The sequence below is a fragment of the Agrobacterium sp. 6Ca8 genome, assembly GCF_055382765.1.
This window is the reverse complement of record NZ_AP026433.1, coordinates 1,674,225-1,697,185: the sequence shown is the minus strand read 5'-3', so window position 1 is coordinate 1,697,185 and position 22,961 is coordinate 1,674,225. Positions and strand designations below refer to the sequence as shown.

The 22,961-nt window shown below is 59.4% G+C and carries 25 protein-coding genes; 15 read left to right on the top strand and 10 right to left on the bottom strand.

Annotated elements, in window-relative coordinates:
• Nucleotides 1-58 precede the first annotated feature (58 nt).
• Both ACZ5A6_RS08575 and ACZ5A6_RS08570 read left to right on the top strand, forming a co-directional pair.
• Nucleotides 59-427 carry an ArsR/SmtB family transcription factor gene (locus ACZ5A6_RS08575; RefSeq protein WP_003513097.1) on the top strand — a complete coding sequence of 123 codons (369 nt, stop codon included), beginning with the start codon at nt 59-61 and terminating at the stop codon, nt 425-427.
• The gene (locus ACZ5A6_RS08570) at nt 420-950 is read left to right on the top strand and encodes an SRPBCC family protein (protein ID WP_003513094.1); all 531 of its coding nucleotides are present in this window, start codon (nt 420-422) and stop codon (nt 948-950) included. The genes ACZ5A6_RS08575 and ACZ5A6_RS08570 overlap by 8 nt, the downstream gene beginning before the upstream one ends.
• A 154-nt stretch (nt 951-1,104) precedes the next feature.
• Here the strand turns inward: ACZ5A6_RS08570 and ACZ5A6_RS08565 are convergent, their stop codons facing one another.
• Nucleotides 1,105-1,950 (bottom strand): aldo/keto reductase, encoded by an 846-nt coding sequence (locus ACZ5A6_RS08565; protein ID WP_013636471.1) that lies wholly within the window; start codon nt 1,948-1,950, stop codon nt 1,105-1,107.
• A gap of 162 nt (nt 1,951-2,112) precedes the next feature.
• Between ACZ5A6_RS08565 and ACZ5A6_RS08560 the strand changes: the two genes are divergently transcribed.
• Nucleotides 2,113-2,706, top strand: a complete 594-nt coding sequence (locus ACZ5A6_RS08560; protein WP_065659219.1) for a LysE family translocator — start codon at nt 2,113-2,115, stop codon at nt 2,704-2,706.
• A 62-nt stretch (nt 2,707-2,768) separates the two neighbouring features.
• Here ACZ5A6_RS08560 and ACZ5A6_RS08555 read toward each other — a convergent pair whose 3' ends face one another.
• Genes ACZ5A6_RS08555 through ACZ5A6_RS08545 form a run of 3 tightly spaced genes read right to left on the bottom strand, consistent with a single transcriptional unit; the run spans nt 2,769 to nt 4,475 of the window.
• The gene (locus ACZ5A6_RS08555; RefSeq protein ID WP_174061072.1) at nt 2,769-3,557 is read right to left on the bottom strand and encodes an anti-sigma factor family protein; all 789 of its coding nucleotides are present in this window, start codon (nt 3,555-3,557) and stop codon (nt 2,769-2,771) included.
• A complete protein-coding gene (locus tag ACZ5A6_RS08550; protein WP_174061073.1) occupies nt 3,554-4,111 on the bottom strand; it encodes an RNA polymerase sigma factor in 558 nt (185 codons plus the stop codon). The genes ACZ5A6_RS08555 and ACZ5A6_RS08550 overlap by 4 nt, the downstream gene beginning before the upstream one ends.
• Nucleotides 4,095-4,475 (bottom strand): COG4315 family predicted lipoprotein, encoded by a 381-nt coding sequence (locus ACZ5A6_RS08545; RefSeq protein ID WP_075807749.1) that lies wholly within the window; start codon nt 4,473-4,475, stop codon nt 4,095-4,097. The genes ACZ5A6_RS08550 and ACZ5A6_RS08545 overlap by 17 nt, the downstream gene beginning before the upstream one ends.
• Nucleotides 4,476-4,608: 133 nt before the next feature.
• On the opposite strand from ACZ5A6_RS08545, the gene ACZ5A6_RS08540 reads away from it, so the two are divergent.
• A complete protein-coding gene (locus ACZ5A6_RS08540) occupies nt 4,609-4,968 on the top strand; it encodes an ArsR/SmtB family transcription factor (protein WP_019565324.1) in 360 nt (119 codons plus the stop codon).
• Nucleotides 4,965-5,447 (top strand): SRPBCC family protein, encoded by a 483-nt coding sequence (locus ACZ5A6_RS08535; protein WP_174061074.1) that lies wholly within the window; start codon nt 4,965-4,967, stop codon nt 5,445-5,447. The genes ACZ5A6_RS08540 and ACZ5A6_RS08535 overlap by 4 nt, the downstream gene beginning before the upstream one ends.
• A gap of 6 nt (nt 5,448-5,453) precedes the next feature.
• Here ACZ5A6_RS08535 and ACZ5A6_RS08530 read toward each other — a convergent pair whose 3' ends face one another.
• The gene (locus ACZ5A6_RS08530; protein ID WP_035198571.1) at nt 5,454-5,936 is read right to left on the bottom strand and encodes a DUF2269 family protein; all 483 of its coding nucleotides are present in this window, start codon (nt 5,934-5,936) and stop codon (nt 5,454-5,456) included.
• A complete protein-coding gene (locus ACZ5A6_RS08525) occupies nt 5,936-7,222 on the bottom strand; it encodes an SDR family oxidoreductase (RefSeq protein ID WP_174061075.1) in 1,287 nt (428 codons plus the stop codon). Before ACZ5A6_RS08525 ends, ACZ5A6_RS08530 begins: the two co-directional genes overlap by 1 nt.
• A gap of 124 nt (nt 7,223-7,346) precedes the next feature.
• Here ACZ5A6_RS08525 and ACZ5A6_RS08520 point away from each other — a divergent pair, with 124 nt between their 5' ends.
• Nucleotides 7,347-8,474 carry an ATP-dependent DNA helicase gene (locus ACZ5A6_RS08520; protein ID WP_003513075.1) on the top strand — a complete coding sequence of 376 codons (1,128 nt, stop codon included), beginning with the start codon at nt 7,347-7,349 and terminating at the stop codon, nt 8,472-8,474.
• 107 nt (nt 8,475-8,581) lie between these two features.
• On the opposite strand, the gene ACZ5A6_RS08515 is transcribed toward ACZ5A6_RS08520, so the two are convergent.
• Nucleotides 8,582-9,277 carry a MerR family transcriptional regulator gene (locus tag ACZ5A6_RS08515; protein WP_026330785.1) on the bottom strand — a complete coding sequence of 232 codons (696 nt, stop codon included), beginning with the start codon at nt 9,275-9,277 and terminating at the stop codon, nt 8,582-8,584.
• A 233-nt stretch (nt 9,278-9,510) separates the two neighbouring features.
• Here ACZ5A6_RS08515 and ACZ5A6_RS08510 point away from each other — a divergent pair, with 233 nt between their 5' ends.
• Both ACZ5A6_RS08510 and ACZ5A6_RS08505 read left to right on the top strand, forming a co-directional pair.
• Entirely contained in the window at nt 9,511-10,266 is a 756-nt protein-coding gene (locus tag ACZ5A6_RS08510) for a pyridoxine 5'-phosphate synthase (RefSeq protein WP_003513071.1), read from the top strand.
• Between the two features lie 71 nt (nt 10,267-10,337).
• On the top strand, nt 10,338-11,603 hold the full coding sequence (locus tag ACZ5A6_RS08505) for an NAD(P)/FAD-dependent oxidoreductase (protein WP_003513069.1): 1,266 nt from the start codon (nt 10,338-10,340) through the stop codon (nt 11,601-11,603).
• Between the two features lie 146 nt (nt 11,604-11,749).
• Here the strand turns inward: ACZ5A6_RS08505 and ACZ5A6_RS08500 are convergent, their stop codons facing one another.
• Nucleotides 11,750-12,796 carry an NAD(P)-dependent alcohol dehydrogenase gene (locus ACZ5A6_RS08500; RefSeq protein ID WP_003513067.1) on the bottom strand — a complete coding sequence of 349 codons (1,047 nt, stop codon included), beginning with the start codon at nt 12,794-12,796 and terminating at the stop codon, nt 11,750-11,752.
• A gap of 187 nt (nt 12,797-12,983) precedes the next feature.
• Between ACZ5A6_RS08500 and ACZ5A6_RS08495 the strand changes: the two genes are divergently transcribed.
• From ACZ5A6_RS08495 to ilvC, 3 genes are all read left to right on the top strand, one after another.
• A complete protein-coding gene (locus ACZ5A6_RS08495; protein WP_174061077.1) occupies nt 12,984-13,892 on the top strand; it encodes an AraC family transcriptional regulator in 909 nt (302 codons plus the stop codon).
• A gap of 152 nt (nt 13,893-14,044) precedes the next feature.
• On the top strand, nt 14,045-14,698 hold the full coding sequence (locus tag ACZ5A6_RS08490) for a TetR/AcrR family transcriptional regulator (protein WP_003513063.1): 654 nt from the start codon (nt 14,045-14,047) through the stop codon (nt 14,696-14,698).
• A 44-nt stretch (nt 14,699-14,742) separates the two neighbouring features.
• The gene (gene ilvC / locus ACZ5A6_RS08485; RefSeq protein ID WP_003507583.1) at nt 14,743-15,762 is read left to right on the top strand and encodes a ketol-acid reductoisomerase; all 1,020 of its coding nucleotides are present in this window, start codon (nt 14,743-14,745) and stop codon (nt 15,760-15,762) included.
• 73 nt (nt 15,763-15,835) lie between these two features.
• Here the strand turns inward: ilvC and ACZ5A6_RS08480 are convergent, their stop codons facing one another.
• Together ACZ5A6_RS08480 and ACZ5A6_RS08475 are read right to left on the bottom strand one after the other, a co-directional pair.
• A complete protein-coding gene (locus tag ACZ5A6_RS08480) occupies nt 15,836-16,867 on the bottom strand; it encodes an endonuclease/exonuclease/phosphatase family protein (RefSeq protein ID WP_464110909.1) in 1,032 nt (343 codons plus the stop codon).
• 109 nt (nt 16,868-16,976) lie between these two features.
• Nucleotides 16,977-17,429 carry an RbsD/FucU family protein gene (locus ACZ5A6_RS08475; RefSeq protein WP_003513061.1) on the bottom strand — a complete coding sequence of 151 codons (453 nt, stop codon included), beginning with the start codon at nt 17,427-17,429 and terminating at the stop codon, nt 16,977-16,979.
• 265 nt (nt 17,430-17,694) lie between these two features.
• Here ACZ5A6_RS08475 and ACZ5A6_RS08470 point away from each other — a divergent pair, with 265 nt between their 5' ends.
• The 4 genes from ACZ5A6_RS08470 (at nt 17,695) to ACZ5A6_RS08455 (ending at nt 22,952) form a co-directional block, all read left to right on the top strand.
• Nucleotides 17,695-18,939 (top strand): aminotransferase-like domain-containing protein, encoded by a 1,245-nt coding sequence (locus ACZ5A6_RS08470; RefSeq protein ID WP_013636460.1) that lies wholly within the window; start codon nt 17,695-17,697, stop codon nt 18,937-18,939.
• Nucleotides 18,940-19,248: 309 nt separating this feature from the next.
• Entirely contained in the window at nt 19,249-20,232 is a 984-nt protein-coding gene (locus tag ACZ5A6_RS08465; protein ID WP_174061078.1) for an ABC transporter substrate-binding protein, read from the top strand.
• A gap of 9 nt (nt 20,233-20,241) precedes the next feature.
• On the top strand, nt 20,242-21,936 hold the full coding sequence (locus ACZ5A6_RS08460; RefSeq protein ID WP_174061079.1) for an ABC transporter permease: 1,695 nt from the start codon (nt 20,242-20,244) through the stop codon (nt 21,934-21,936).
• Complete coding sequence (locus ACZ5A6_RS08455; protein ID WP_333703745.1) at nt 21,924-22,952, top strand: ABC transporter ATP-binding protein; 1,029 nt, start codon at nt 21,924-21,926, stop codon at nt 22,950-22,952. The genes ACZ5A6_RS08460 and ACZ5A6_RS08455 overlap by 13 nt, the downstream gene beginning before the upstream one ends.
• The last annotated feature ends 9 nt before the right edge of the window (nt 22,953-22,961 follow it).

Sequence of the window (22,961 nt, the reverse complement as noted above, 5' to 3'; positions counted from 1 at the left end):
TGAATTGATATTCAACCATATGGTTGACTTTTAAGTCTGGTGGCCTATATTCAACAACATGGTTGAATTATCTGTTCCACATCTCGACACTGTCTTTCATGCCCTTGGCGATGCGACGCGGCGCACGATGCTGCGCGATCTATCCCGTGGCGAGCGAACGGTGAGCCAGCTGGCCGAGCCGTTCGACATATCGCTGGCTGCGGCATCCAAGCACATCAAGGCGCTGGAAAACGCCGGGCTTATTCGTCGTGAGGTGAGGGGGCGTACCCATGTCTGCCGCCTTGCGCCGGAACGGTTGGCAGAGGCGCATGAATGGCTGGATTTCTACCGGCAGTTCTGGAACAGCCGCCTCGATATTCTTGAGCAGATGCTCAGGGAGGATGATCAGGGAAAATCCCCTGCAGATGGAGGAAATGACAATGGCTGATATTGCAATGCCTGACGCCTATGGCCGGCTCGTCGAGCCGACAACCCTGAAGATAGAACGGCTCCTGCCGGGACCAATCGAGCGGGTCTGGGCCTATCTGACACAGAGCGAACTTCGCCGCCGGTGGCTGGCGTCCGGCGAGATGCGGCTTGCGCCCGACGCACCATTTGAACTCGTCTGGCGCAACGACGAGCTTTCCGACCCGCCGGGCAGCCGCCCGGAAGGTTTTTCCGAAGAGAACAGGATGACCTCACGCATCATCACCGTCGTTGCACCGCACCGCCTCGTCTTCACCTGGGGTGAGAGCGCAGAAGTGTCGATCGAGCTTCAGGCTCTGGGCAAGGATGTGCTTCTGACACTGGTTCACCGCCGGCTTGCGGATCGCACGACCAAGCTCAATGTCAGCGCCGGCTGGCATGCGCATCTCGACATTCTCGCCGCCCGTCTTCAGGAAAAGGAGCCGGGGCCTTTCTGGGATAGCTGGCTGGGGCTTAAAGAGGAATATGAGCGCCGCATACCGTAACTGGGTGCAGCATGTCTGGCAGACTGACGGCGCGGTTCGCTGCGCCGTTATTGAATTAAAATGTTGCAGCCCAAAGCATCAGTTCGCAGGGCTCACATTTCGATTCAATTGCTTGAGTGCCTGATTCCGAAAAACATCTTAATGCTTTGTTAAATCAAAGCATTTCCAGCGCCGTCTTGCGTGTCGGTGGAGGGAAAGCGGCATCCAGCGCGGCCCAGTCCTCATCGGTGATTTCGAGATCGGTGGCACCTCGGTTCTCCTCCACGCGTGCGGCGCTGGCGGATTTTGGAATGGCGATGACGCCTTCTCTTTCCAGAAGAAAGGCCAGTGCCAGTTGCGCAGGCGTAGCCTGATAGGCCTTGGCGATGCGGATGAGTTCGTGGTTGTTGAGGATGCGCCCCTGTTCGATTGGCGAATAGGCCATCAGCGGCACGCTGTGCCACTGACACCAGGGCAGAAGCGAAAATTCCGGTCCGCGCCGGGAGAGATTGTAGAGCACCTGATTGGCGGCGCAATTCTTACCGTCGGGAACAGCGAAAAGCTCCTCCATGTCGTCGGTGTCGAAATTCGAGACGCCCCAGTCGCCGATCTTGCCGGCTTTTTTCAGCTTTTCGAAAGCGGCCACCGTTTCTTCCAGCGGGTGATCACCACGCCAATGCAGCAGATAGAGATCGAGCCGGTCGGTGCCGAGCCTTGCGAGGCTGCGCTCGCAGGCCTCAATAGTGCCTCGGGCGCTGGCGTTCCAGGGATAGACCTTGCTGACCAGAAACACCTCGTCGCGCCGGCCGGCAATCGCCGTGCCCACCACCTCTTCGGATCGGCCGTCTGCATACATTTCGGCCGTGTCGATCAGCGTCATGCCGAGATCGATCGCCTTGCGAATGCTCTCGACTTCCTGCGGAGCCGATGATCTCATCTCGCCCATGTTCCAGGTGCCGAGGCCAAGGGCTGGTATCTCTTTTCCGGATGGCAGGGTGACGGAAGGAATGTCGTCATACATCGGTTCGCTCCAGCGGTTGTTGACGGAGAATAGCCCTTTGTTCCGACTTCTCAAACCCGGCATGGAAAGGATCGATCCATCAAAAAATTTGACTACGCCTATCGGTTGATCGGACTGGTTTGATGGTGGTTCGGCGGATAGGGTCTTTTCACAGGAGAGATCATGACTGTCGAAACCCTCGTTGCGCTGGTGCTGTTTGCCTTCACAACCTCCATTACGCCCGGCCCGAACAATATGATGCTTTTTGCCTCCGGCGTGAATTTCGGTTTCCGCCGCACGATCCCGCATATGCTGGGCATCGGGGCGGGGTTCCTGTCATTGCTGATCGGCGTCGGATTTGGGCTTGGCGCGCTGCTGCACTCCGTGCCCTTGCTCTATACCGTGCTGAAATTCGCGGGCGGACTTTATCTCGTCTGGATAGCGTGGAAGATCGGCACGTCCCGCAGCCTGAACGAGGGTGCTGCCGCATCGGTGCCGATGAGCTTTCTTGCCGCCGCAGCCTTTCAGTGGGTCAATCCCAAGGCTTGGGTAATGGCCGTGACCGCGATGGCGACCTATACGGATGAGGGGCAATATCTCGTCACCGTTTTGATCGTCGGCGTGGTTTTCGCCGCCGTCAATCTTCCCAGCGTTTCGACCTGGGCGGGCTTCGGCTCGGCCCTGCGCGACTGGCTTTCCGTTCCCGTGCGGCTCAAATGGTTCAACATCACCATGGCCGTCCTTCTCGTCGTCAGCCTCTGGCCGATGTTGAAATAGGTGTTCTCCCTTCGTCATCCCTGTGCCTGTCGCATGGATGTGGGGTGGGGGTATAGGTTATTCTACGCAGGGAACTGGCGGTAACATTCCTCGGCGATCTTCTGCACCTCGGCGCGCGTCAGTTCGGCAGAAACCGCATAGCCGAGTTCGTTGTCGATCCAGTAAAAGGTCTCGACGCCATCGGCGCTCGCCATGCGGAAGCTGGTGGTGCGGTTTTCCTCGTTGTGGCCGACCAGCACCGTTACCCGGCGGCCGGTCTTGTCCTGATACATCAGCATCGCCCCTGGCTTGCCGCTGACGGGGATCAGGCGCCCGCCGACGAGATCATATCCGATCTTGGAAAGATCGGGGATGGCGAAGGGATAACCGAGCCTTTTGCCGAGCCATGTTGCAAGGTGCTGCTGCTGTTCGGCTCCAACTTCAACGGGGTGGCGCACCTCGCTTGCATAGATGAGATAGGCCGATTTCGCCTGCGCGGGAATGTCAGTCGTCAACGACGCCAGAACCACGTCCTGCTGCGTGGCGAGCGGCGACGGCACAAGCCTGCCGGCTGCCGCACCCGCCGCGAAGATCAGCAACACAGCTGCCGTTCGCAGAAGAACCGGTTTCAGCCGCCACGCGGGCGCGTGTTTTCTTTCGGCAAGCATCGCGGTGTCGTGCGGATGTTCGGCGGCATAGGCGGCGAATGCGGCTCGCAGGGTTTCAGCCTGTTTTTTCCAGTCTTCCACACGCTCCCGCTCCTGCGGCCTTTCGGTCAGCCAGGCCTCGACAGCCGCGCGGTCGTCGTCCGACAAAAGCCCATCGACATAAGCGTGCAGATCGTCTTCGGTAATGGCATCGGGCCTTTTCATCGTGGTCTCCGCAGGGGAATGATATTGTCCGCCGCCAGGTGCTGGCGCAGGGTTTCGCGGGCGCGGGAAAGTCTGGACATGACGGTACCCACCGGGATCGACAATGTCTCGGCTGCCTCCTGATAGCTATAGCCTTCCACCGTCACCAGCATCAGCACCGCCCGCATCTCTGGCGAAAGCAGCCCGAGCGCGACGTGCAGCCTATCGTTTTCCAGCGTGTCGCCGAGTGTGTCGGCAACGGCCAGGCTCTCATGGCCGTCGAGACTTTCGGACGGGTGACGTCTCGCGGCGCGGTGGCGGTTGCGATAAAGATTCGTCATTATCGCGTAAGCCCATGATTTCAACGCCGTTCCGTGCCATTGCCTCTTGTTGGTCAGCGCCTTTTCCACGCAGTCCTGCAAAAGGTCCTCACCATCGGCGTCGGAGCGGGAAAGGCTGCGGGAATAACGCCGCAGCATGGGTATCAGCGCTAGCATCTCCGCCTCGAAGGAGCCGGCTGCGGGGGAGAGGCTCCCCCGCGTCTTGCCATTCATGCCATCATGGTTTTGCGGCATCCCATACACCGTTCATACCGTCGCCGGTTGCATCGCCTTTTTTCATGTCCTTGGCCCAGTAGTAGAGCGGCATGCCGTCCTTTGCCCACTGCATCTTGCCGTCCTTGCGCGTCACAAGAGAATAGGCGCCTTCGGCCTTGTCGCCAGTGGCCGCGAAGAACGGCGGCCAGTTGGTGGCGCACTTGTCATAACAATTGGATACGCCCTTCTTGTCGTTCTTGAAAGTGTAGAGCGTCATGCCTTTTTCGCCCGCGAGCACATTGCCTTTGGCGGTCTTGACCGTTTCGACCGCGGGTGCCGCATAGGCCGTTCCGGCAAATGCCAGAACGAGGGCGGGAACGATAAAGCGGATTTTCATGGACATATCCTCCTTGGTTCGGGCGGCTTCTGCCGCCAGCACATCAAAAGACACCGCAGGTCACCACTTTATTCCCTCCGCCGGTGCGATTTTTAAACTTATCCGTTGAGCTAACTGTTTCGCCGTGATAGTTAGTCTTATGGATAACTATTCAGCCCCACTTGACGATATCTTCCAATCCCTTGCCGATCCGACACGAAGGGCCGTGCTTTTGCGGTTGGGCAGCGGGGATGCGAGCGTCGGCACGCTTGCCGAACCTTTCGCCATGGCCCTGCCGTCGTTCATGAAACATATCCGCCAGCTGGAAGGAGCGGGGTTGATCGTGACGCGCAAGCAGGGCCGGGTGCGGTTCTGCTCGCTGGAGAAACAACGGTTTTCGATGATTGAGGGCTGGCTTTCGCAACAGCATGCCATCTGGGAAGGCCGGACGGACCGGCTTGAACAGTTCGTCATGGCGCAACAGGACAGAACCTCCGATAAAGGGGAGAATGACAAATGACCGACACTTTCAATCCCGATCTCGACCTGAAGATTTCAAGGATCATCAGGGCGCCGCGCCAGCTGGTCTGGAACGCCTGGGTCGACAAAAACAGCCTCGAACAGTGGTGGGTGCCGCATCCCGGCAAATGCCGTGTCGAGAAAATGGAGCTTTTCCCCGGCGGCGCTTTCGAGACCCGCTACAGCGAAGACGGTAAGGCATTTGGCGATCACATAAGCGGTTGTTTCCTGGCGGTGGATCATGAGGAGCGTCTGGTCTTTACCGATGCACTGACTTCAGGCTTTCGCCCGTCCGCGCGCCCATTCCTCACCGCGGTGATGAGTTTTCGCGATCATCCTGAAGGAATGGAGTATGTGGCCTATGCCATGCACAGAAACCCTGAAGATCGCGACAGGCACGCGGAGATGGGCTTTTTCGACGGCTGGAACACGGTTGCCGAGCAACTGGCGCAGCTTGTCGAAAGACAGGCGATCAATTGAGGCGCATCAACCGAACAGGGCAATATCCGGCTTGGTCAGCATCAGCCAGATGATGCCGAGAACCGCGAAGAAAGCCGGAAAACCGCAGGCAAACCAGATGCGATAGAGGCGGAACCATTGCGGCGGCAGGGGCTCGTCCGCAGCGACACAATCGCGGGCGATGTCGCGCAGTTTGATCTGGATCCACACCACCGGCAGCCAGAAAATGCCGGTGAAGACATAAAGGCAGAGCGAAAGGGCGATCCAGCCTTCGCTCAGCGGCCAGCCGATGATGCGCGCCAGAAAATAACCGGTAACCGGCTGGATGATCGCCGCCGTGGCGGTGAAGATGGTGTCGGCGATGACGACCGTGCCCGATACATGGGCGATCAGCGCCGGGTTTGCCGTCCGCCGCGCCATCACCATGAAAAACGCTATGCCAGCCCCGGTGCCGAACAGCACGGTTGCGCCGATGACATGGGCGAGCCGCAGAAGGTCTTCAGGTGTCATCAGCGTTCATCCAGTGTGGCAAGGGTGACAAGTGTCAGGGCGATGGAGGGCAGGACCTTGACGAGGGGGCCGAGCGGATCGAGCCACAGACCCGGCTCCAGCAGACTGCCACCAGTCAGATAGGCGGCGGTGACCAGGAGCATGGCGACGAGTGCTTTTCTGGCAAGTGGTCTTATCAGTACGGTGACGCCCAAGGCGATATCGATGAGGCAGGTGGCGAGTGTGAGGGCGACGGCTGGCACTTGCGGCATGAAGGGCAGGAAATGCGCGGCCGAGCTGTCGATATCAAGCAGCGGGACGAGGCCGGACAATAGCCAGAACAGCGACAGGCAGAGAATGAGGACGGGTTTGAGCAGATATGATCTGGCAAACCACAGGTCCTGCACGCCGGAAGGGTGAGCTGCCAGCGTGTCCCTCAAGCTCTTGAGCGACGTCGTCGCTTTTGGCGGGCTGTTCTCCGTCACGATACCTTCCGACATCACCGTCATGGCGGTTGAGCGCAACGGCGACCGCCAGCCGAGCTTTCCCGCAATATCCGCCGTGAGGGCGACGGGGCGCATGAAGGCAGCCGGAAGATTTAGCGCGGGAGCAGGGGCGAGGCCGAGCCATTGCCGGTGCGCAGCGACCACGCCTTGCAATGTCAGCGTTTCGTTTGCTGCCAGCTCGATATCGCTACCTGACGGGATTTCGCCATCTATTGCCGCGCTGACTGCCAACGCGACATCTTCGACTGCTACGGTCTGTACAGGCATCTTGCCGTTTACGAGCGGCACAGCGAAGGGGAAGCTTGCAAGCGCGCGCACGAGTGCTGTGCCGCCATGGGCGTTGCGGCCGACAACCAGTGCGGGGCGGAGAATGACAAAGCGCAGACCGCTTGCGGCAAGTGCCATATCGGCTCGGCGTTTGGTGGCGAGGAAGGGCAGTTGGGAAGCGGCTCCGGAAGTGCGAGCCGATATCTGGATCACCAGCTTGCCGCCCGCATTTACCGCTGCCTGGTAGAGCGCGAGCATCGCTTTTTCCTGCGTCGCGGCAAGATCATCCGACAGGCCGTCCTGAAGCGCACCTGCGCAATTGACGATGGCGTCATGGTCGCTAACGAGTGCCGCCCAGTTGGCTGCGCTGGTCATACGCGAGAGATCGGCCGGAACCCAGCTGGCGAAAGGCCATTTATCTTTAGCTCGCGCAATGGTGCGAGCCAGCCCAGTAACGGTGTGACCTTTGCCGTGAAGGCTGCGGATCACTTCGGAACCGATGAAACCCGTTGCGCCCAGAATCAATATCTTCATGCGCGGCATGATACCCGCCATGGTTTAAAAACCAGCCGTGTTTTATTGCCGCATTCTGATGGTGTGATTCATCTTTCGTTCTTTTTCTGTTGCGCACGGTGCTCGAATCCTGCGATGAGGGCGCATGTTATTTTCACCGCAACAGGACGAAGCGCTCAAGGCTGTTTCCCGCTGGCTGAAGGAAGGCCGGACGCCGGTTTTTCGGTTGTTCGGTTATGCCGGAACCGGAAAGACAACGCTTGCCAAACATTTCGCGGAAAATGTCGATGGCGAAGTGCTGTTTGCGGCCTTCACCGGCAAGGCGGCGCAGGTGCTGCGCTCGCGCGGGGCGACCAATGCCCGCACCATCCATTCGCTGATCTACCGCCCGCGCGGCGAAGAGACCGTGGAAGACGAGGAAACCGGCAAGACCTCGGTCGCGCCAATGTTTTCCATCAACCGCCAGAGCCCGCTCGCCAAGGCGGCACTCATCATCATCGATGAATGTTCGATGGTGGATGAGCAGCTCGGCAAGGATCTGATGAGCTTCGGCACGCCGATTCTCGTGCTCGGCGATCCCGGGCAGTTGCCGCCGGTTTCAGGCGGTGGCTTCTTCACGGAGCAGGAGCCTGATTACCTGCTCTCCGAAATTCATCGGCAGGCCAAGGACAATCCCATCATCCATCTTGCCATGGATGTGCGGGAAGGCCGCGAGATCATGCGTGGCGATTACGGTGCCGCTCAGGTGATTTCCAAGTCCGAGGTGACACAGTCGCTCGTGCTCGATGCCGATCAGGTGCTCGTCGGCACAAATCGCACGCGCCGCCGTTATAACCAGCGGCTTCGCGAGCTGAAGGGATTTACGGCCGATTATCCGCAATCCGGCGACAAGCTGGTTTGCTTGAGGAACGATCCGGCCAAGGGCCTGCTGAACGGCTCGCTCTGGCAGGTCATGAGTTCTTCGCGCGAGACGGTGAAACCCGGCATCAACCTGATGATCCGGCCTGAAGACGACGATATGGATCGCGGCGCGGCCAAGATCAAATTGCTGAAGGCGGCTTTCGAGGATGTGGAAACGGAAATTCCGTGGACCACCCGCAAGCGTTATGACGAGTTCGATTTCGGCTATGCGCTGACCGTGCACAAGGCGCAGGGTTCGCAGTGGAACAATGTGGTTCTCTTTGACGAGAGCTATGCCTTCCGCGATTCGCGCGAGCGGTGGCTTTACACCGCCATCACCCGCGCCGCAGAAACACTCACAATCGTTCGCTGAGATAGAGCATTTCCGGTGAATAGCGGGACACCTTCAATGCTCCAATTCTTTTGTCTGCGCATTGTCCGGACGGAAAACCGCTGTGCAGTTTTCGTGGAAATGCTTTGTCAGGCGCGGATGACACCGAGCAGAACCGCTTTGGCAACCGCCTGAAAGCGGTTGCTGGCACTGAACTTGCCGATGATCTTCGCCTCCAGTTCGTTGAGGTCGTTACCTGAAAGGCCGAGAGCGCGCGCGAGCCTTACCGGGGCGTACCCCTCCGCCATCAGTTCCAGGCATTTTCGCTCGTTGTCTGTCAGCGCGATATCCTTGCCCGGTCCCCGCTCAGCCGCGTCGAGGCCATCAGCATCGTTATCGGTGGCGAGCAGTTCCTCGATCTGCTGGGCCTGGCGCTGAAGCGTGGAGCGTTCCGCGGTCAGTTCTCTTTTTCGCTGCCGCAGCGCGGAGTGGAATATCTCGTCCGCTTCTTCCTGCGAGAGAGAGCGGGCAAGTTTTTCCATGATGTCTGTAATGGCTGCGACGGAAATGCCAACTTCGCGACAGACATTTATCACCGCCATGCGTTGCACGTTGCGGTGGGAATAAACCCGCATCTGGCCGATGCGTTTTGAGGTCAGCAGCGCCTTTTCTTCGTAAAAATGCAGGGTCCGGTGCGTTACGCCGAAAATGTTGGCCATGTCGGCGATGGGAACCGGTTCGGCGGGCAGGGAGGAGGGCAGGCTTATATCCGGTAAAAAGCTGCTGATCCTTAGATTGGGTTTGTCCTCGTCGCCGTGTTCAAACGGCATCCTGCCATTCTGCATCGTTTCCCCCTTCGCGCGTTTTGACAGTGTGCCTGCTTTTTATGGCATTCGTTACTTGTTCCCCACCGCAGATCTGTCTTCTGATCAAGACATTTTGCCGATGCTGCATGAGAACCGTAACCTGTATTGCCTGCTTTCGTTCCCGTATCCTTAAAAAATTTTATCGGCCTCCTTGCGGTCGGCGTCAACCTGCGTGAAACAGGATGTCAATTCCGAACCGGAGCCTCGATGTCATGCCCGCAAAACTTTCCGTCAATCTGAACGCAATTGCCATGCTGCGCAACCGTCGCGATCTCCCATGGCCGGATGTCGCGCATTTCGGGCATATTGCACTTGCTGCGGGTGCTAGCGGGCTGACTGTACACCCTCGGCCGGACCAGCGCCATATCCGCTTTTCGGACCTGCCGGTGCTGCGTGCGCTCATCGATGACAGTTTCCCAAGCGCGGAATTCAACATCGAAGGTTATCCGACCGAGGATTTTCTCGTTCTGTGCGAACAGACACAGCCTGAGCAGGTGACGCTGGTGCCCGACGATCCGTCGCAGGCGACATCAGACCATGGCTGGGATTTCCGCAAGCACGCGGTTTTCCTGAGAGAAGCCGTTGGGCGCCTCAAGGCCGGCGGTATGCGGGTTTCGCTTTTTGCCGATGGTGACGGCGAGCGCGAAGCGGTGGAGCTGGCGGCTGAGACGGGTGCTGCCCGCATCGAGCTCTATACCGGTCCCTATGGCGGCTGTTTTGACGATCCGCAAAAGGGTGACGCGCTTCTGGAAAAACTCGGACAGACGGCGGATTACGCCGCAGCGCTCGGGCTTGCCGTCAATGCCGGGCACGACCTGACTGTAGCAAACCTGCCCAAGCTTATGAAACGCATACCTTATCTTGCAGAGGTCTCCATCGGTCACGGGTTGACGGCGGATGCGCTGGAATATGGCATGGCTGAAACAGTCCGGCGTTTTTGTCGCGCCTGCGGTCAGGCTATTTCATAACCAAAGTCAATTTTTTTGCCTATAATCTGCTTGCGCATGCTCCGTGCGCGAGCTTTTAAAGGCAGAGACACATGCAAGAACATCACGTTGTCGTCGTGGGTGGAGGCTTCGGCGGCTTACAAATGGTACACGGGCTGGAGGGGGCCCCTGTCCGCATCACATTGATTGACCGCCGCAACCATCATCTATTTCAGCCATTGCTTTATCAGGTTGCGACGACGGCTCTTGCGACATCCGAAATCGCCTGGCCGATCCGCCATCTTTACCGCGACCGCAAGGAAGTGACGACGCTGCTTGCGGAAGTGAACGGCGTAGACCGTGACGCGCGCACCGTGCATCTGAGTTCCGGTCAGGTCATCGGCTTCGATACGCTGGTGCTGGCCACCGGCGCCCGTCATGCCTATTTCGGCCGTGACGAATGGGAGCGTGCCGCTCCCGGCCTCAAGACGCTCGAGGATGCAACGACGATCCGCCGCCGCCTGCTTCTGGCTTTCGAGCGCGCGGAACTTGCCACCAGCGAAGAGGAACGGCAGGCGCAGCTGACCTTCGTCATCATCGGGGCAGGCCCGACGGGTGTGGAAATGGCGGGCATGATCGCCGAGCTTGCCCACAAGGCGCTGCCGCCGGAATTCCGCAATGTGGATACCAGAAAGAGCCGCGTGCTGCTTGTCGAGGCAGGTCCGCGCGTTCTGCCGGTTTTTACGGACGATCTTTCGGCCTATGCCAAGCAGGCGCTTGAAAAGCTCGGCGTCGAGGTTCTGCTCGGCACACCGGTGACGGCCTGCACCGATGAGGGTGTGACGGTGGGTGAGACCTTTTATCCGTGCCGCACGGTGGTCTGGGCCGCCGGCGTGCAGGCGTCTCCCGCTGCAAAGTGGCTGAATGCTGCTGCCGACAGGGCGGGACGCGCTATCGTCGGGCCGCATCTCAATCTGGAAGACGACCCCAATATCTTCGTCATCGGCGATACGGCCGCCGTCAATCAGGAAAACGGCAAACCGGTGCCGGGCATTGCACCTGCAGCCAAGCAGCAGGGCGCCCATGTGGCAAAGGTCATCAAGGCGCGGCTATCCGGAGAGCCGGAGCCCGCGCCGTTCCGCTACAGCCATCAGGGTAATCTGGCGACCATCGGCAAACGCGCGGCGGTGATCGATTTCGGCAGGTTCAAGCTCAAGGGCGTGCTTGCTTGGTGGATCTGGGGGCTTGCCCACATCTACTTCCTGATCGGAACGCGCTCGCGGCTGGCCGTGGCGTGGAGCTGGCTGTGGATTTACCTCAGCGGCCAGCACAGCGCGCGGCTTATCACCCAGAAAGAGACGTTGAAGGACGAGGCCTGAGGGCAGGGCGGGTAAAGGAAAGCGCGGGAAGCATTGGCTTCCCGCGCTCGCATTTACGGTCAGTGCGCCAAACCATTCCTCCGTCACGCCGTATTAAGTCCGGGGTGACGGAGTGCGGATGTGGCGAGCTTGTGCCAATCCAAGGCTCAAGCGTCGAGCGATGCCATGTCGATGACGAAGCGGTAGCGAACGTCGCTCTTCAGCACGCGCTCATAGGCTTCGTTGACATCCTGGATGTTGATCGTTTCGATCTCCGAGACGATGTCATGCTCACCGCAGAAATCCAGCATTTCCTGGGTTTCCTTGATCGAGCCGATCATCGAGCCGGAGAGGCTCTTCGCACCGATGATGAGCGAGAAGGCGTGGACCGGGATCGCATGTTCCGGTGCGCCGACCACGACCATGCTGCCCTTGGGCTTCAGGAGGCCGAGATAGGCGTTCCAGTCGATTGCGACACCTGCCGTGCAGATGATCAGGTCGAAGGTGCCGGCCAGCTTTTCGAAGGTCGAGGCGTCGCTGGTGGCGTAATATTCCTTCGCGCCGAGCTTCAGTCCGTCTTCCTTCTTCGACAGGGTCTGGGAAAGAACTGTGACGTCCGCGCCCATGGCAGCGCCGAGCTTGACGCCCATGTGGCCAAGACCACCCATGCCGACGATTGCGACCTTCTGACCGGGACCGGCGTTCCAGCGGCGCAGCGGCGAGTAGAGCGTGATGCCTGCGCATAGAAGCGGCGCGGAAGCGTCGAGCGGCAGGTTGTCCGGGATCGACAGGACATAACCTTCCTTGACGACGATCGAGTCGGAATAACCGCCATGGGTGGCTGTCTTCGTATTCGGATCGACATCGTTATAGGTCTGGACGAGGCCGGGCATGTAGTGTTCGTTGTCGAGGTCGCGGGTGGCGCAACCGACGCAGGAATCGACGAAGCAGCCAACGCCGACATGATCGCCGACCTTGAATTTCGTGACCTTGGAGCCAACGGCTTTCACGACACCGGCAATCTCATGGCCGGGAACGATCGGGAAGACGGCATTCTTCCATTCGTTGCGGACGGTGTGGATGTCCGAGTGGCAGATGCCGGCATATTTGATATCGATGACAACGTCGTCATCGTTAGGCTCGCGGCGTTCGAAGGTGAACGGGGTAAGCGGCTTCGACGCATCGGTCGCAGCATAACCTCTTGCAATGGCCATCTGAATATCCTTTCGGGAGTTGGGGACGGCGGAATATGCAATGGATGGGTGCCGGGGCGTTAGAGCGATCCTCCGAGCTTCTTGCACGATCCTGCAAAAAATTGCGGTGGGCTATTTGCGGAAACTGGCCCGGCTTTCTAGATAATGCAAACAGACACGCTGCTTCCTTCCCTAAAGGGTTTCCCAGATGACCATGCCGTTCAATCTCTATCAGGAGATCGCCTCCATCGCCGCACGGCATGCCACCCGCGATGGCGAGGTCCAGACGGCAATCGAAACCCTCGGCATCAGCCGGCGGTCCACACCCAGCGCGCCGTGCCACGGCAGCTATCGTCCCTGTTTGGCAATGGTGATCCAGGGGTCGAAAAGCGTGCAGCTGGGAACGGACACCATCAATTACGGGGCCGGCGACTATCTTCTGACCTCGCTCGACCTGCCGGTTGCCTGGCGTGTGGTGGAAGCGAGCGAGGAAGTACCGCATTTTTGCATCGGGCTTGCGATCGACAGCGAAAAGCTGCTCGACCTTATGAGCCGCATGCCGATCGAGCGCCCTCAGGAGCCGGTAAGCGGCCAGCGCGGCATCGTGGTGAACGCCGCCACACCGGAGCTGCTTGATGCGGCCATCAGGCTGATGCGCCTGCTTGACCGCCCGGCGGATATTGCGGCCATGGCGCCGCTGATCGAGCAGGAAATCCTCTATCGAATCCTGACGGGACCAGCGGGTGGGCAGCTGATGAACATCGTCGCTGCCGGAAGCCATGGCAATCGGATCGCCCGCGCCATCTCCTGGCTGCGCGAGAATTTCGCGCGCCAGCTGCGTATCGAGGAACTTGCGGAGCATATCGGCATGAGCGTGTCGTCTTTCCATCACCATTTCAAGACGATCACGGCCATGACCCCCATTCAGTACCAGAAGCAGTTGCGGCTGCATGAGGCGCGCCGGCTGATGCTGCTGGAGCGCCTGGATGCAGGCACGGCCGGCCATCGCGTCGGTTACCAGAGCCCTTCGCAGTTCAGCCGGGAATACAGCCGCTTTTACGGGATGTCGCCCTCACGCGACATCGACGCCTCGCGTGAGATAAGCGCGGCCGGATAAAGCGGCATTATGGTGCGGCGCATCCTGCTGCCGCATCGCGTCAATTCGTACATCACTGTGAAGAAAGCGCTTGACGGGCAAGCTGCCTCCGCTTAAATGGCGCTCGAACCGTACCGTACGGTACATTAATCGAGCCTCTGGAGTGGAAATAAGTGGCCTCCGACCCGATCACAGCGCAGGAATTTTCGCCGCGCCAGAACGCCGTTCTGGATCAGGCATTGCGTCTTCTGGTCGAGGGTGGCGAGAAAGCGCTGACGACCTCCGGTCTTGCGCGTGCGGCCAACTGTTCCAAGGAAAGCCTCTACAAATGGTTTGGCGACCGGGACGGCCTGCTGGCTGCGATGATCACCTTCCAGCAGAGCAAGGTTCGCACTTTCGAGAAGGCGGGCGATCGCGTGTCTGCGCCGCAGCTTGCCGATCATCTCGAGGTTTTCGCACATGATCTGCTTGATGTGCTGGCGGGCGATGTGTCGCTGGCGCTCAACCGTCTGGCGATAGGGCAGGCGAGCCGTGATGGTTCCAAGCTTGGCGATCTTCTTCTGGAACGTGGCCGTCGCCAGATCGACCGCCGCGCCCGCGGGTTGATCGAGGCGGGTCGCCGTTCGGGTTACCTGCGTTTCGATGACGCCGAAGAGGCGTATCGCAGTTTTTACGGCCTCATCGTTTCGGATCTGCATGTGCGCATGCTGCTGGGCGAGGCGCCTGACAAGGATTTTTCCGCCCGGGCAAAGAAGGCGGTGGTCGCCTTTCTAACACTCTACGGCACGGAAAAGGTACATTCGGAACTGGGCGGCAAGGTCGCCTGAGGTTCCGGTTCACACAGAGACAAGCATTAGGGAAGGACCATAAAATGCGCGTTTATTATGATCGTGATGCGGATCTCAATCTCATCAAGTCCAAGAATGTCGTCATCGTCGGCTACGGTTCCCAAGGCCGCGCCCATGCGCTGAACCTCAAGGATTCCGGCGCCAAGAACGTCGTCATTGCTCTGAAGGCCGGTTCGCCGACCGTCAAGAAGGCGGAAGCCGACGGCTTCAAGGTCATGACCGTTGCCGAAGCCGCCAAGTGGGGCGACCTTTTGATGATGGCGACGCCTGACGAATTGCAGGCCGACATCTACAAGGCCGACATTGCCGGCAACATCCGTGACGGTGCGGCGATTGCTTTCGCACACGGCCTCAACGTTCACTTCGGCCTCATCGAGCCGAAGGCTTCGCTCGACGTCGTCATGATCGCACCGAAGGGCCCCGGCCACACGGTTCGCGGCGAATACCAGAAGGGCGGCGGCGTGCCCTGCCTCGTTGCCGTTCACCAGAACGCTTCCGGCAACGCACTTGAACTCGCTCTCTCCTACGCCTGCGGCGTTGGCGGTGGCCGTTCTGGCATCATCGAAACCAACTTCAAGGAAGAGTGCGAAACCGACCTCTTCGGCGAACAGGTCGTTCTGTGCGGCGGTCTCGTAGAACTCATCCGCGCCGGTTTCGAAACCCTGGTCGAAGCCGGTTACGCACCGGAAATGGCCTATTTCGAATGCCTGCACGAAGTGAAGCTGATCGTTGACCTGATCTATGAAGGCGGCATCGCCAACATGAACTACTCGATCTCCAACACGGCCGAGTGGGGCGAATACGTGACCGGTCCTCGCATCATCACCGCTGACACCAAGGCTGAAATGAAGCGCGTTCTTCACGACATCCAGACCGGCAAGTTCACGACCGAGTGGATGCAGGAATGGAAGGCCGGCGGCGCACGCTTCAAGGGCATCCGTCGCAACAACGACGCCCACCAGATCGAAGAAGTCGGCGCAAAGCTGCGCGGCATGATGCCCTGGATCGGCAAGAACAAGCTGGTTGACAAGGCCGTCAACTAAACTTCATTGCTTGACAGAATATTGGAAGGCCGGGGCGGGAGCTCCGGCCTTTCTGCATTGGGCCTGGCTAGGATCACACGATGGCGTCGGCTTCCTCGATAATGACCGATACGGGAAAGTGATCGGAGAAACCACCGAGATTGACGTTTTTGACTGCATCGCCTTTCGACAGGCCGAAGCGGATCGGCCCCTCATTCTTGCTGTGGCTGACCATGGAGGCAATGGCTTCAATTTTCGCGGTTTCCTCGCGCACCGCGAAGCCGCTGCTCCCGTTCAGAAGCGATCTTGAGACGAGGATCTGGTCGAAGATATTGGCGTCGCCGTTGAAATAGAGCGTGCCATAGATCGTTCTTGCCGAACCGACTGAATCCACTACCTGCTGGCGCAGGTAGTTCCAGGTGAGATTGTAGAACATAGCCGATTGCGAGCTTTCGACATCGTCGCGCTCGCGGGTGGAATTGGCGTGATAGCGCAGCGATGCATCGGAAGGGTCGTCGTTGAAATCGCCGAAGGCGACGACGGCGATGTCGTTTCCTTTTTCTTCCCTGATCCGCTGGTGCCAGTAGCCAAGCGTCTCACCGGCGGTCATGCGAAAACCGGCGCTTTCCACCGCGCCGCCGGAGCGCGACGGCCAGTGATTGGAAAGGGCGATAAGCTGGCGTCCGCCCTTGGTGATGAAGGTGCATTGGGTAATGTCGCGGGTACCGGTGCGGCGCATCACGAAATGGCTGAAAATCTCGGTTTCGTTGATCAGTAGCTTCTTGCTGTCATAGATGAAGGCCGTATCGATGCCGCGCTGGTCCTTGCTGGAATCTGCATGCACCACACGGTAGGCGCGCTCAGGCATGAGGTCGTTCAGATGTTCCGCAAGCGTCTCCAGAACGAAACGGTTCTCGACTTCGCACACGCCGAGAAGATCCGGCCCGGCGCCGCCGATCTGCCTTATGATCAAACCGAGTTGCCTGAGCTTGGTCTTGAACAGATCTTCGGTCCAGCCTTTCAGATCGTTCTTCAGCCGCTCGGCAATCCAAGGTTCGCGCGCCGGATACCCTTCCGGCGCAAACAGGTTTTCGACATTCCAGAACGCCAGGACATATTGGGTCATGATACCTCACACCTCCGGTTGGTTTTACAAAACCTAGTGGAAGTTTTTGCCACAACAACTTGAAATTGTCATGACGGGTTTAGCACGCGACCCAATTTGCCGTTCGATCTTATTTGCCCGGCGGGATGACGCCCTTCGTCAGCAGGAAGCAACCGTAAAAACGGGTCTCGCCTGTTGTGATGACGCAATATGCTTTTTTGGCCTGTTCATAGAAGGCGAAGCGTTCGATACCATACATGGGGGCGGATTTTCCCTCCGCCGCGTCTATTTCCTTCTGCACTTCGACCTGTACGGGTTCCAGCTGGTCCGGCGCGCCCATCACTTCCATGCGTCCGACCGAAGGCTGCAGCGGCGTGTCGAGTGGCAGCACCGAGAGGATCGCCTGCATGGCGCGGGCGGCGGAAATGTTGTCCATGCGCAGCACCTTGCCGACCGTTGTCTGGCGAGCCACCGAATCGGAAGGGAAGTTGGTGTCGGAAATCACCAGCGTATCGCCGTGACCCATGGCGCGTAGGGCGTGAAGAACATCGGCATTCAGCGCCGGGTCGATATTTTTCAGCATGTCGTCAAACTCCCATGATGCTTTCGCCGTGTCGCGGCGCGTGGCCGCAATCCAGCCGGAAAACCTTGCCGCGTCAATCGCAAACGGAAGATTGTGAAGCTTTGCGCAAGGGTGTATTTGGCTTTGTCCGCCAAAGGCGGGCCCAAATGCGGGTAACATGCAGGGAGGCAGAAATAATTCGAAAAACTGATAAGTCAGTATTGCTGACGTATCGACATTTCTGTAAAGATGCACGCATAAAAACGACACAAGAGGAAACGTACCCATGCTTGATTGGGAACAAATTTTCGCCACGCGCTCTTCGCGCATGAAAGCGTCTGAAATCCGCGAGCTGCTGAAGCTGCTCGAGCAGCCCGATATCATTTCCTTTGCCGGTGGCATCCCGGACCCGGCTCTTTTCCCCGCAGAGGAGTTTCAGCAGGCTTATGCGGAAATTTTTTCGGGTTCGCAGGTTAACTCGGCGCTGCAATATTCGGTGAGCGAAGGTTACAAGCCGCTGCGCGAATGGCTGGCGGGCGAAATGGCCGAGATCGGCATTGAATGCACTGCCGACAACGTCTTCATCGTTTCCGGTTCGCAGCAGGGTCTCGACTACCTCGGCAAGCTGTTCCTGTCGCCGAAGGATACCGCGCTGGTAACCTGGCCGACCTATCTCGGCGCACTTTCCGCCTTCAATGCCTATGAGCCGAATTACGACCAGCTCAATCCCGGCGGTAACCGCACGCCCGAAGCTTACCGCGAAACCGCGGCAAAGCTCGGCGGCGCGGTGAAGTTCGCTTATCTCTCTGCCGATTTCTCCAATCCGACCGGGGAAACCGTTGATCTTGCCGGTCGCGAAAAGGTTCTGGCGCTGGCCGACGAGCTGGATATCGCCGTCATCGAAGACGCCGCCTATCAGTCACTGCGTTATGATGGTGAAGCGGTTCCGCCGATCATGGCGCTGGATATTGCCCGCTCGGGCGGCATCGAGAACACCCGCACCATCTATTGCGGCAGCTTCTCCAAGACGCTCGCACCCGGCCTTCGCGTCGGTTACATCGTTGCGTCTGCGCCTGTTATCCGCAAGCTGGTGCTGATGAAGCAGGCCGCAGACCTGCATTCCTCGACGATCAACCAGATCGCCATCGAACGTGTCGCTTCGCGCGGCTTCGACAAACAGGTCGCCAAGATCAAGGCTGCCTACAGCGCCCGCCGCGATGCGATGCTGGCTGCGCTCGACAAATACATGCCGAAGGGCACGCGCTGGACCAAGCCGGAAGGCGGCATGTTCATCTGGGTCACCCTGCCGGAAGGCATGGATGGTGCCGCACTGCTGGCAAAATCCATCGCAACGGAGAAGGTCGCCTTCGTTCCGGGTCGCGCCTTCTTTGCGGATGGCTCGGGCACGAACACGCTGCGCATCAGCTTCTCCTGCGCCAATGAGGCGATGATCGAGGAAGGCATGAAGCGGCTTGGCCGGTTGATCGCGACGGCGCAGGCGGAGACGACCGAAGTGGTTCCGGCGATTTGAGGGTTGCGAGGTTTTCGGCAGCGACGGGGAGGCGGCTTACCCCCCTCTGTCCTGCCGGACATCTCCCCCACAGGTGGGGAGATCGACCCGTGGTGAGGTTTCGCCCATCTCAACGTTTGAAAATTAAGTGACGAAAGAGCGTCTTGCCGATCTCCCTCCTTGTGGGGGAGATGCCCGGCAGGGCAGAGGGGGGTAGGCCCCGGTCTCCACCTTGGCCACCGAGATCACCCCCCCCTAAAATCCTGCCTGTCACATACATGTTATGCAATCATGTTTTAGCGGTCCCACGAAACAACAGGGACTGGACCTATGAAAACGCTGCTTTCCGCTTTTACCGCCATCGTATCGCTCGGCTTCATCGCCACCGCTGCCAATGCTGCCGACCTGGTGCTTTATACCAGCCAGCCGAACGAGGACGCGCAGGCGACCGTTGATGGTTTCAAGGCCGCCAATCCCGGTATCGAAGTCGAATGGGTGCGTGACGGAACGCCGAAGATCATGGCCAAGCTGATGGCTGAGATCAGCGCCGGCAATCCGGTTGCCGACGTGCTCTTGATCGCCGACACCGTCACACTCGAGCGCATGAAGCAGGCTGGCCAGCTTATGGCCCACAAGTCCCCGGAAGCGAAGAACATCGACGCCTCGCTCTACGATGCGGACGGCTATTATTATTCCACCAAGCTCATCACCACCGGCATCATGTATAACACTGCCGTTGCGATGAAGCCGACGAGCTGGAAGGATCTTGCCAAGGCGGAAGCCAAGGGTCTCGTGACCATGCCGAGCCCGCTGACCTCTGGTGCGGCGCTGATCCACGCGCAGACGCTGGCCGCTGCCAACGGCCTCGGCTGGGACTATTACAAGCAGCTGAAGGCCAATGAAGCCATTTCCGGCGGCGGTAACGGCGCGGTGCTGAAGTCGGTTGCATCAGGTGAGAAGGCTTACGGCGTTGTCGTCGACTACATGCCGATCCGCGAAAAGGCGAAGGGCGCCCCGGTGGAGTTCGTCTTCCCGGAAGAGGGCGTTTCGGCCGTGACCGAACCGGTCGCGATCCTCAAGGGTACCAAGCATGAGGAAGCCGCTAAGAAGTTCGTCGACTACGTGCTTTCGGAAAAAGGCCAGCAGGGCTTCGTCAAGCTCGGTTACATCCCCGCGCGCGCTGACGCTGGCATGCCGGAAGGTTTCCCCGCCCGCGACAAGCTCAAGGTCCTGCCGCTGAACGCCGCGGACGCGCTGAAGAATTCCGAGCAGGATCTGAAGACCTTCTCCGATATTTTCGGCTCCAAGGGCTGATATAGCGGCATGTCCCGATCAAGTGCCTATGGAAACAGCCAGCCGCGCTGGCTGTTTCCTTTTGTGGTGAGCGTCGTTTTTGCGCTGAGCGCCCTGCCGCTCGGGCGGCTCGCCTATGCCGGCATTGTTTCGTCACTCAATGGTGACATATGGCGATTGCTGGCTGATCCCGCCCTTTGGGATGCGGCGCTGAACACGCTCTCGACCTCGTTTTTCGGCATGCTGATTTCACTCATGATCGGCGGGGGCTTCGCGCTGGCGCTGACGCTCTGCGACATACGCGGCAAGTCGATCTTAAGCTTCCTCTTCATGCTGCCTATGATGATCCCGCCGCAGGTGACGGCGCTGTCGTGGATCGGCATGACCGGCCCGTCGAGCACGCTTTTAAAGGCCATCGGCCTTGCGCCGCCCATGGGCTCGCCGCAGCCGCTCTATTCCATTGCCGGTATCGCGCTTTTGCTCGGCGTGCAGCATGCGCCGCTTGTCTATCTGTCGCTGCGCGCTGGTTTGCTGGCCTTGCCGCAGGATGGCATCGAGGCGGCCAAGCTTTCCGGTGCTTTGCCTCGCCGCGTGCTGTTCGATATCATCCTGCCGCTTTCGACGCCGGGATTGATCGCCGGGGCGGCGATCTCGTTCGTATCGAATGTCGGTAATTTCGGTATTCCGGCGATCCTCGGTATTCCGGCCTCGATCTTCACCCTGCCGACGCTGATCTACGGCCGCTTCGCCAGTTTTGGTGCGAGCACCTTCGGCGATATCGCCATTCTCTCGACCATGATCGCCATCATCTCCGTGGCCGGTCTTGCGCTGCAAGAGCGGGCAATGAAGGGCAGGGACTATCGCATCATCGGTCTTTCCGGCAAGGCCGCGACTTTCAAGCTGTCGCGCTGGCGTGTAGTGGCTGAGCTTGTCCTTTGGCTCGTGCTGTTCTTCATGCTGGTTGCACCACTTGCTGCGCTGGTGGCAAGCTCGCTTGCCCCCGCCTATGGCGTGCCGCTCAGTCTCAAGACCGCTACGATGCACGCCTATGACGAGCTGCTCTACCGGCAGAGCGTAACCCGCACAGCATTCCGCAACTCGCTGTTTCTGGCGACGGTCACATCCCTTTGCCTGCTTGCGGTGACGGTGTTGACCGCCTATTTCCTGGTGCGCGGCAAAAGCCGCTTCATGTTCCTGCTGTCGGCGCTGGTGGATATTCCCTATGCGCTGCCGGGTGTGGTGATTTCCGTATCCTTCGTCCTGTTGTTCGCGGCCCCCATTCCGCTGCTCGGCATCACGCTTTACGGCACGATCTGGATCATTCTGCTCGCCTATTTTTCCTCCTTTTTCGCCGTCAGCCTCAAACCGATGGTCAGCGCCTTCCTGCAATTCGATCCGTCGCTGGAAGAGGCGGCAAGGCTTTCGGGCGCCGGTTTCTGGCGGCGGTTGAAGGACATCATCCTGCCGCTGGTCGGGCCTGCGGCTGGCGCTTCCGTCATCCTCGTTTTCCTGATCGCCTGTAATGAGCTGACGGTTTCGGCGCTCCTTTGGTCCGCCGGCACGCAGACGCTCGGTGTGCTCATCTATAACCTCGATGACAGCGGCAGCTTCGATCTTGCCTCCGCACTTTCGGTGCTTGTCGTCATCATGGTGATTTTCCTCATGCTGCTGCTCGAAATTCTGGGGCGCTATCTGCCGAAAGGAGTGGTCCCTTGGCGAAACTGATCCTCAATCGTCTGACGAAAAGCTTTGGGGCCGGGTCGAAACCCGCCGTTGACGACGTCTCGCTCACGGTGCGTGAGGGAGGTTTCCTCGCGTTGCTCGGGCCTTCCGGCTGCGGCAAGACGACGGTGCTGCGCATGATCGCCGGTTTCGAGCAACCGACTGATGGCTCCATCCTGCTCGGCGAGCGGGTGCTGGCCGATGCCGGCAGCATGGTGCCGCCGGAGCGGCGCAACATGGCGATGGTGTTCCAGTCCTATGCGCTCTGGCCGCACATGTCGGTTGCTGACAATGCCGGCTATCCCCTGAAAGTTCGCGGCATTTCCGGAGAGAAATATCGCGAGAAGGTGGCCCAAGCGCTGGCAGCCGTACGCCTTGATGGCTTTGCGGACCGCCGTCCCGCCGAGCTTTCCGGTGGCCAGCGGCAGCGCGTCGCTTTGGCCCGCTGCCTCGTCACCGAACCCGATGTAGTGCTGCTCGACGAGCCACTCGCCAATCTCGACCGGCATTTGCGGCAGGAGATGGAGGAGACCTTTCGCGAGTTCCACATCCGATCCGGCGCGACGATGATCTATGTTACCCACGATCAGGCGGAAGCCATGGCGCTGGCAACCGATGTCGCCGTGATGTCTCAGGGCAAGCTGCTTCAGGTCGCGCCGCCCGCCGAGCTTTATGCACGACCCGAGGGGCGTCTTGTCGGCTCGCTGGTGGGGCAGGGCGCCATTCTCTCCGTGCCGATGCCGGAAGGTTCTTCGCGGGATATTGACTGGGACGCGCTCCGCACAGCGATGGATAACGGTGGGCAATTACCACGGGCGGATATTCTCGTGCGGCCGCAGGACGTGGTGCGGGATGCGGATGGAATCACCTGCACCGTGACCTCGGTTCTCTACGAGGGCGAGCGTTATGCCTTGCGTCTCGACCTGCCGGACGGGCAGGCGCTTCGGGCTTATTCTCGAGAATCGGTTGCGGTCGGTGACCGGTTGCCGGTTGCAATTCGTGCGGCGTGGCGTCTTTAGCATTTGCTT

Coding starts and splice junctions, on each gene's coding strand:
- ACZ5A6_RS08575 (WP_003513097.1), top strand. CDS start 59: ATGGTTGAATTATCTGTTCCACATCTCGACACTGTCTTTCATGCCCTT.
- ACZ5A6_RS08570 (WP_003513094.1), top strand. CDS start 420: ATGGCTGATATTGCAATGCCTGACGCCTATGGCCGGCTCGTCGAGCCG.
- ACZ5A6_RS08565 (WP_013636471.1), bottom strand. CDS start 1,950: ATGTATGACGACATTCCTTCCGTCACCCTGCCATCCGGAAAAGAGATA.
- ACZ5A6_RS08560 (WP_065659219.1), top strand. CDS start 2,113: ATGACTGTCGAAACCCTCGTTGCGCTGGTGCTGTTTGCCTTCACAACC.
- ACZ5A6_RS08555 (WP_174061072.1), bottom strand. CDS start 3,557: ATGAAAAGGCCCGATGCCATTACCGAAGACGATCTGCACGCTTATGTC.
- ACZ5A6_RS08550 (WP_174061073.1), bottom strand. CDS start 4,111: ATGCCGCAAAACCATGATGGCATGAATGGCAAGACGCGGGGGAGCCTC.
- ACZ5A6_RS08545 (WP_075807749.1), bottom strand. CDS start 4,475: ATGTCCATGAAAATCCGCTTTATCGTTCCCGCCCTCGTTCTGGCATTT.
- ACZ5A6_RS08540 (WP_019565324.1), top strand. CDS start 4,609: ATGGATAACTATTCAGCCCCACTTGACGATATCTTCCAATCCCTTGCC.
- ACZ5A6_RS08535 (WP_174061074.1), top strand. CDS start 4,965: ATGACCGACACTTTCAATCCCGATCTCGACCTGAAGATTTCAAGGATC.
- ACZ5A6_RS08530 (WP_035198571.1), bottom strand. CDS start 5,936: ATGACACCTGAAGACCTTCTGCGGCTCGCCCATGTCATCGGCGCAACC.
- ACZ5A6_RS08525 (WP_174061075.1), bottom strand. CDS start 7,222: ATGAAGATATTGATTCTGGGCGCAACGGGTTTCATCGGTTCCGAAGTG.
- ACZ5A6_RS08520 (WP_003513075.1), top strand. CDS start 7,347: ATGTTATTTTCACCGCAACAGGACGAAGCGCTCAAGGCTGTTTCCCGC.
- ACZ5A6_RS08515 (WP_026330785.1), bottom strand. CDS start 9,277: ATGCAGAATGGCAGGATGCCGTTTGAACACGGCGACGAGGACAAACCC.
- ACZ5A6_RS08510 (WP_003513071.1), top strand. CDS start 9,511: ATGCCCGCAAAACTTTCCGTCAATCTGAACGCAATTGCCATGCTGCGC.
- ACZ5A6_RS08505 (WP_003513069.1), top strand. CDS start 10,338: ATGCAAGAACATCACGTTGTCGTCGTGGGTGGAGGCTTCGGCGGCTTA.
- ACZ5A6_RS08500 (WP_003513067.1), bottom strand. CDS start 12,796: ATGGCCATTGCAAGAGGTTATGCTGCGACCGATGCGTCGAAGCCGCTT.
- ACZ5A6_RS08495 (WP_174061077.1), top strand. CDS start 12,984: ATGACCATGCCGTTCAATCTCTATCAGGAGATCGCCTCCATCGCCGCA.
- ilvC (WP_003507583.1), top strand. CDS start 14,743: ATGCGCGTTTATTATGATCGTGATGCGGATCTCAATCTCATCAAGTCC.
- ACZ5A6_RS08480 (WP_464110909.1), bottom strand. CDS start 16,867: ATGACCCAATATGTCCTGGCGTTCTGGAATGTCGAAAACCTGTTTGCG.
- ACZ5A6_RS08475 (WP_003513061.1), bottom strand. CDS start 17,429: ATGCTGAAAAATATCGACCCGGCGCTGAATGCCGATGTTCTTCACGCC.
- ACZ5A6_RS08470 (WP_013636460.1), top strand. CDS start 17,695: ATGCTTGATTGGGAACAAATTTTCGCCACGCGCTCTTCGCGCATGAAA.
- ACZ5A6_RS08465 (WP_174061078.1), top strand. CDS start 19,249: ATGAAAACGCTGCTTTCCGCTTTTACCGCCATCGTATCGCTCGGCTTC.
- ACZ5A6_RS08460 (WP_174061079.1), top strand. CDS start 20,242: ATGTCCCGATCAAGTGCCTATGGAAACAGCCAGCCGCGCTGGCTGTTT.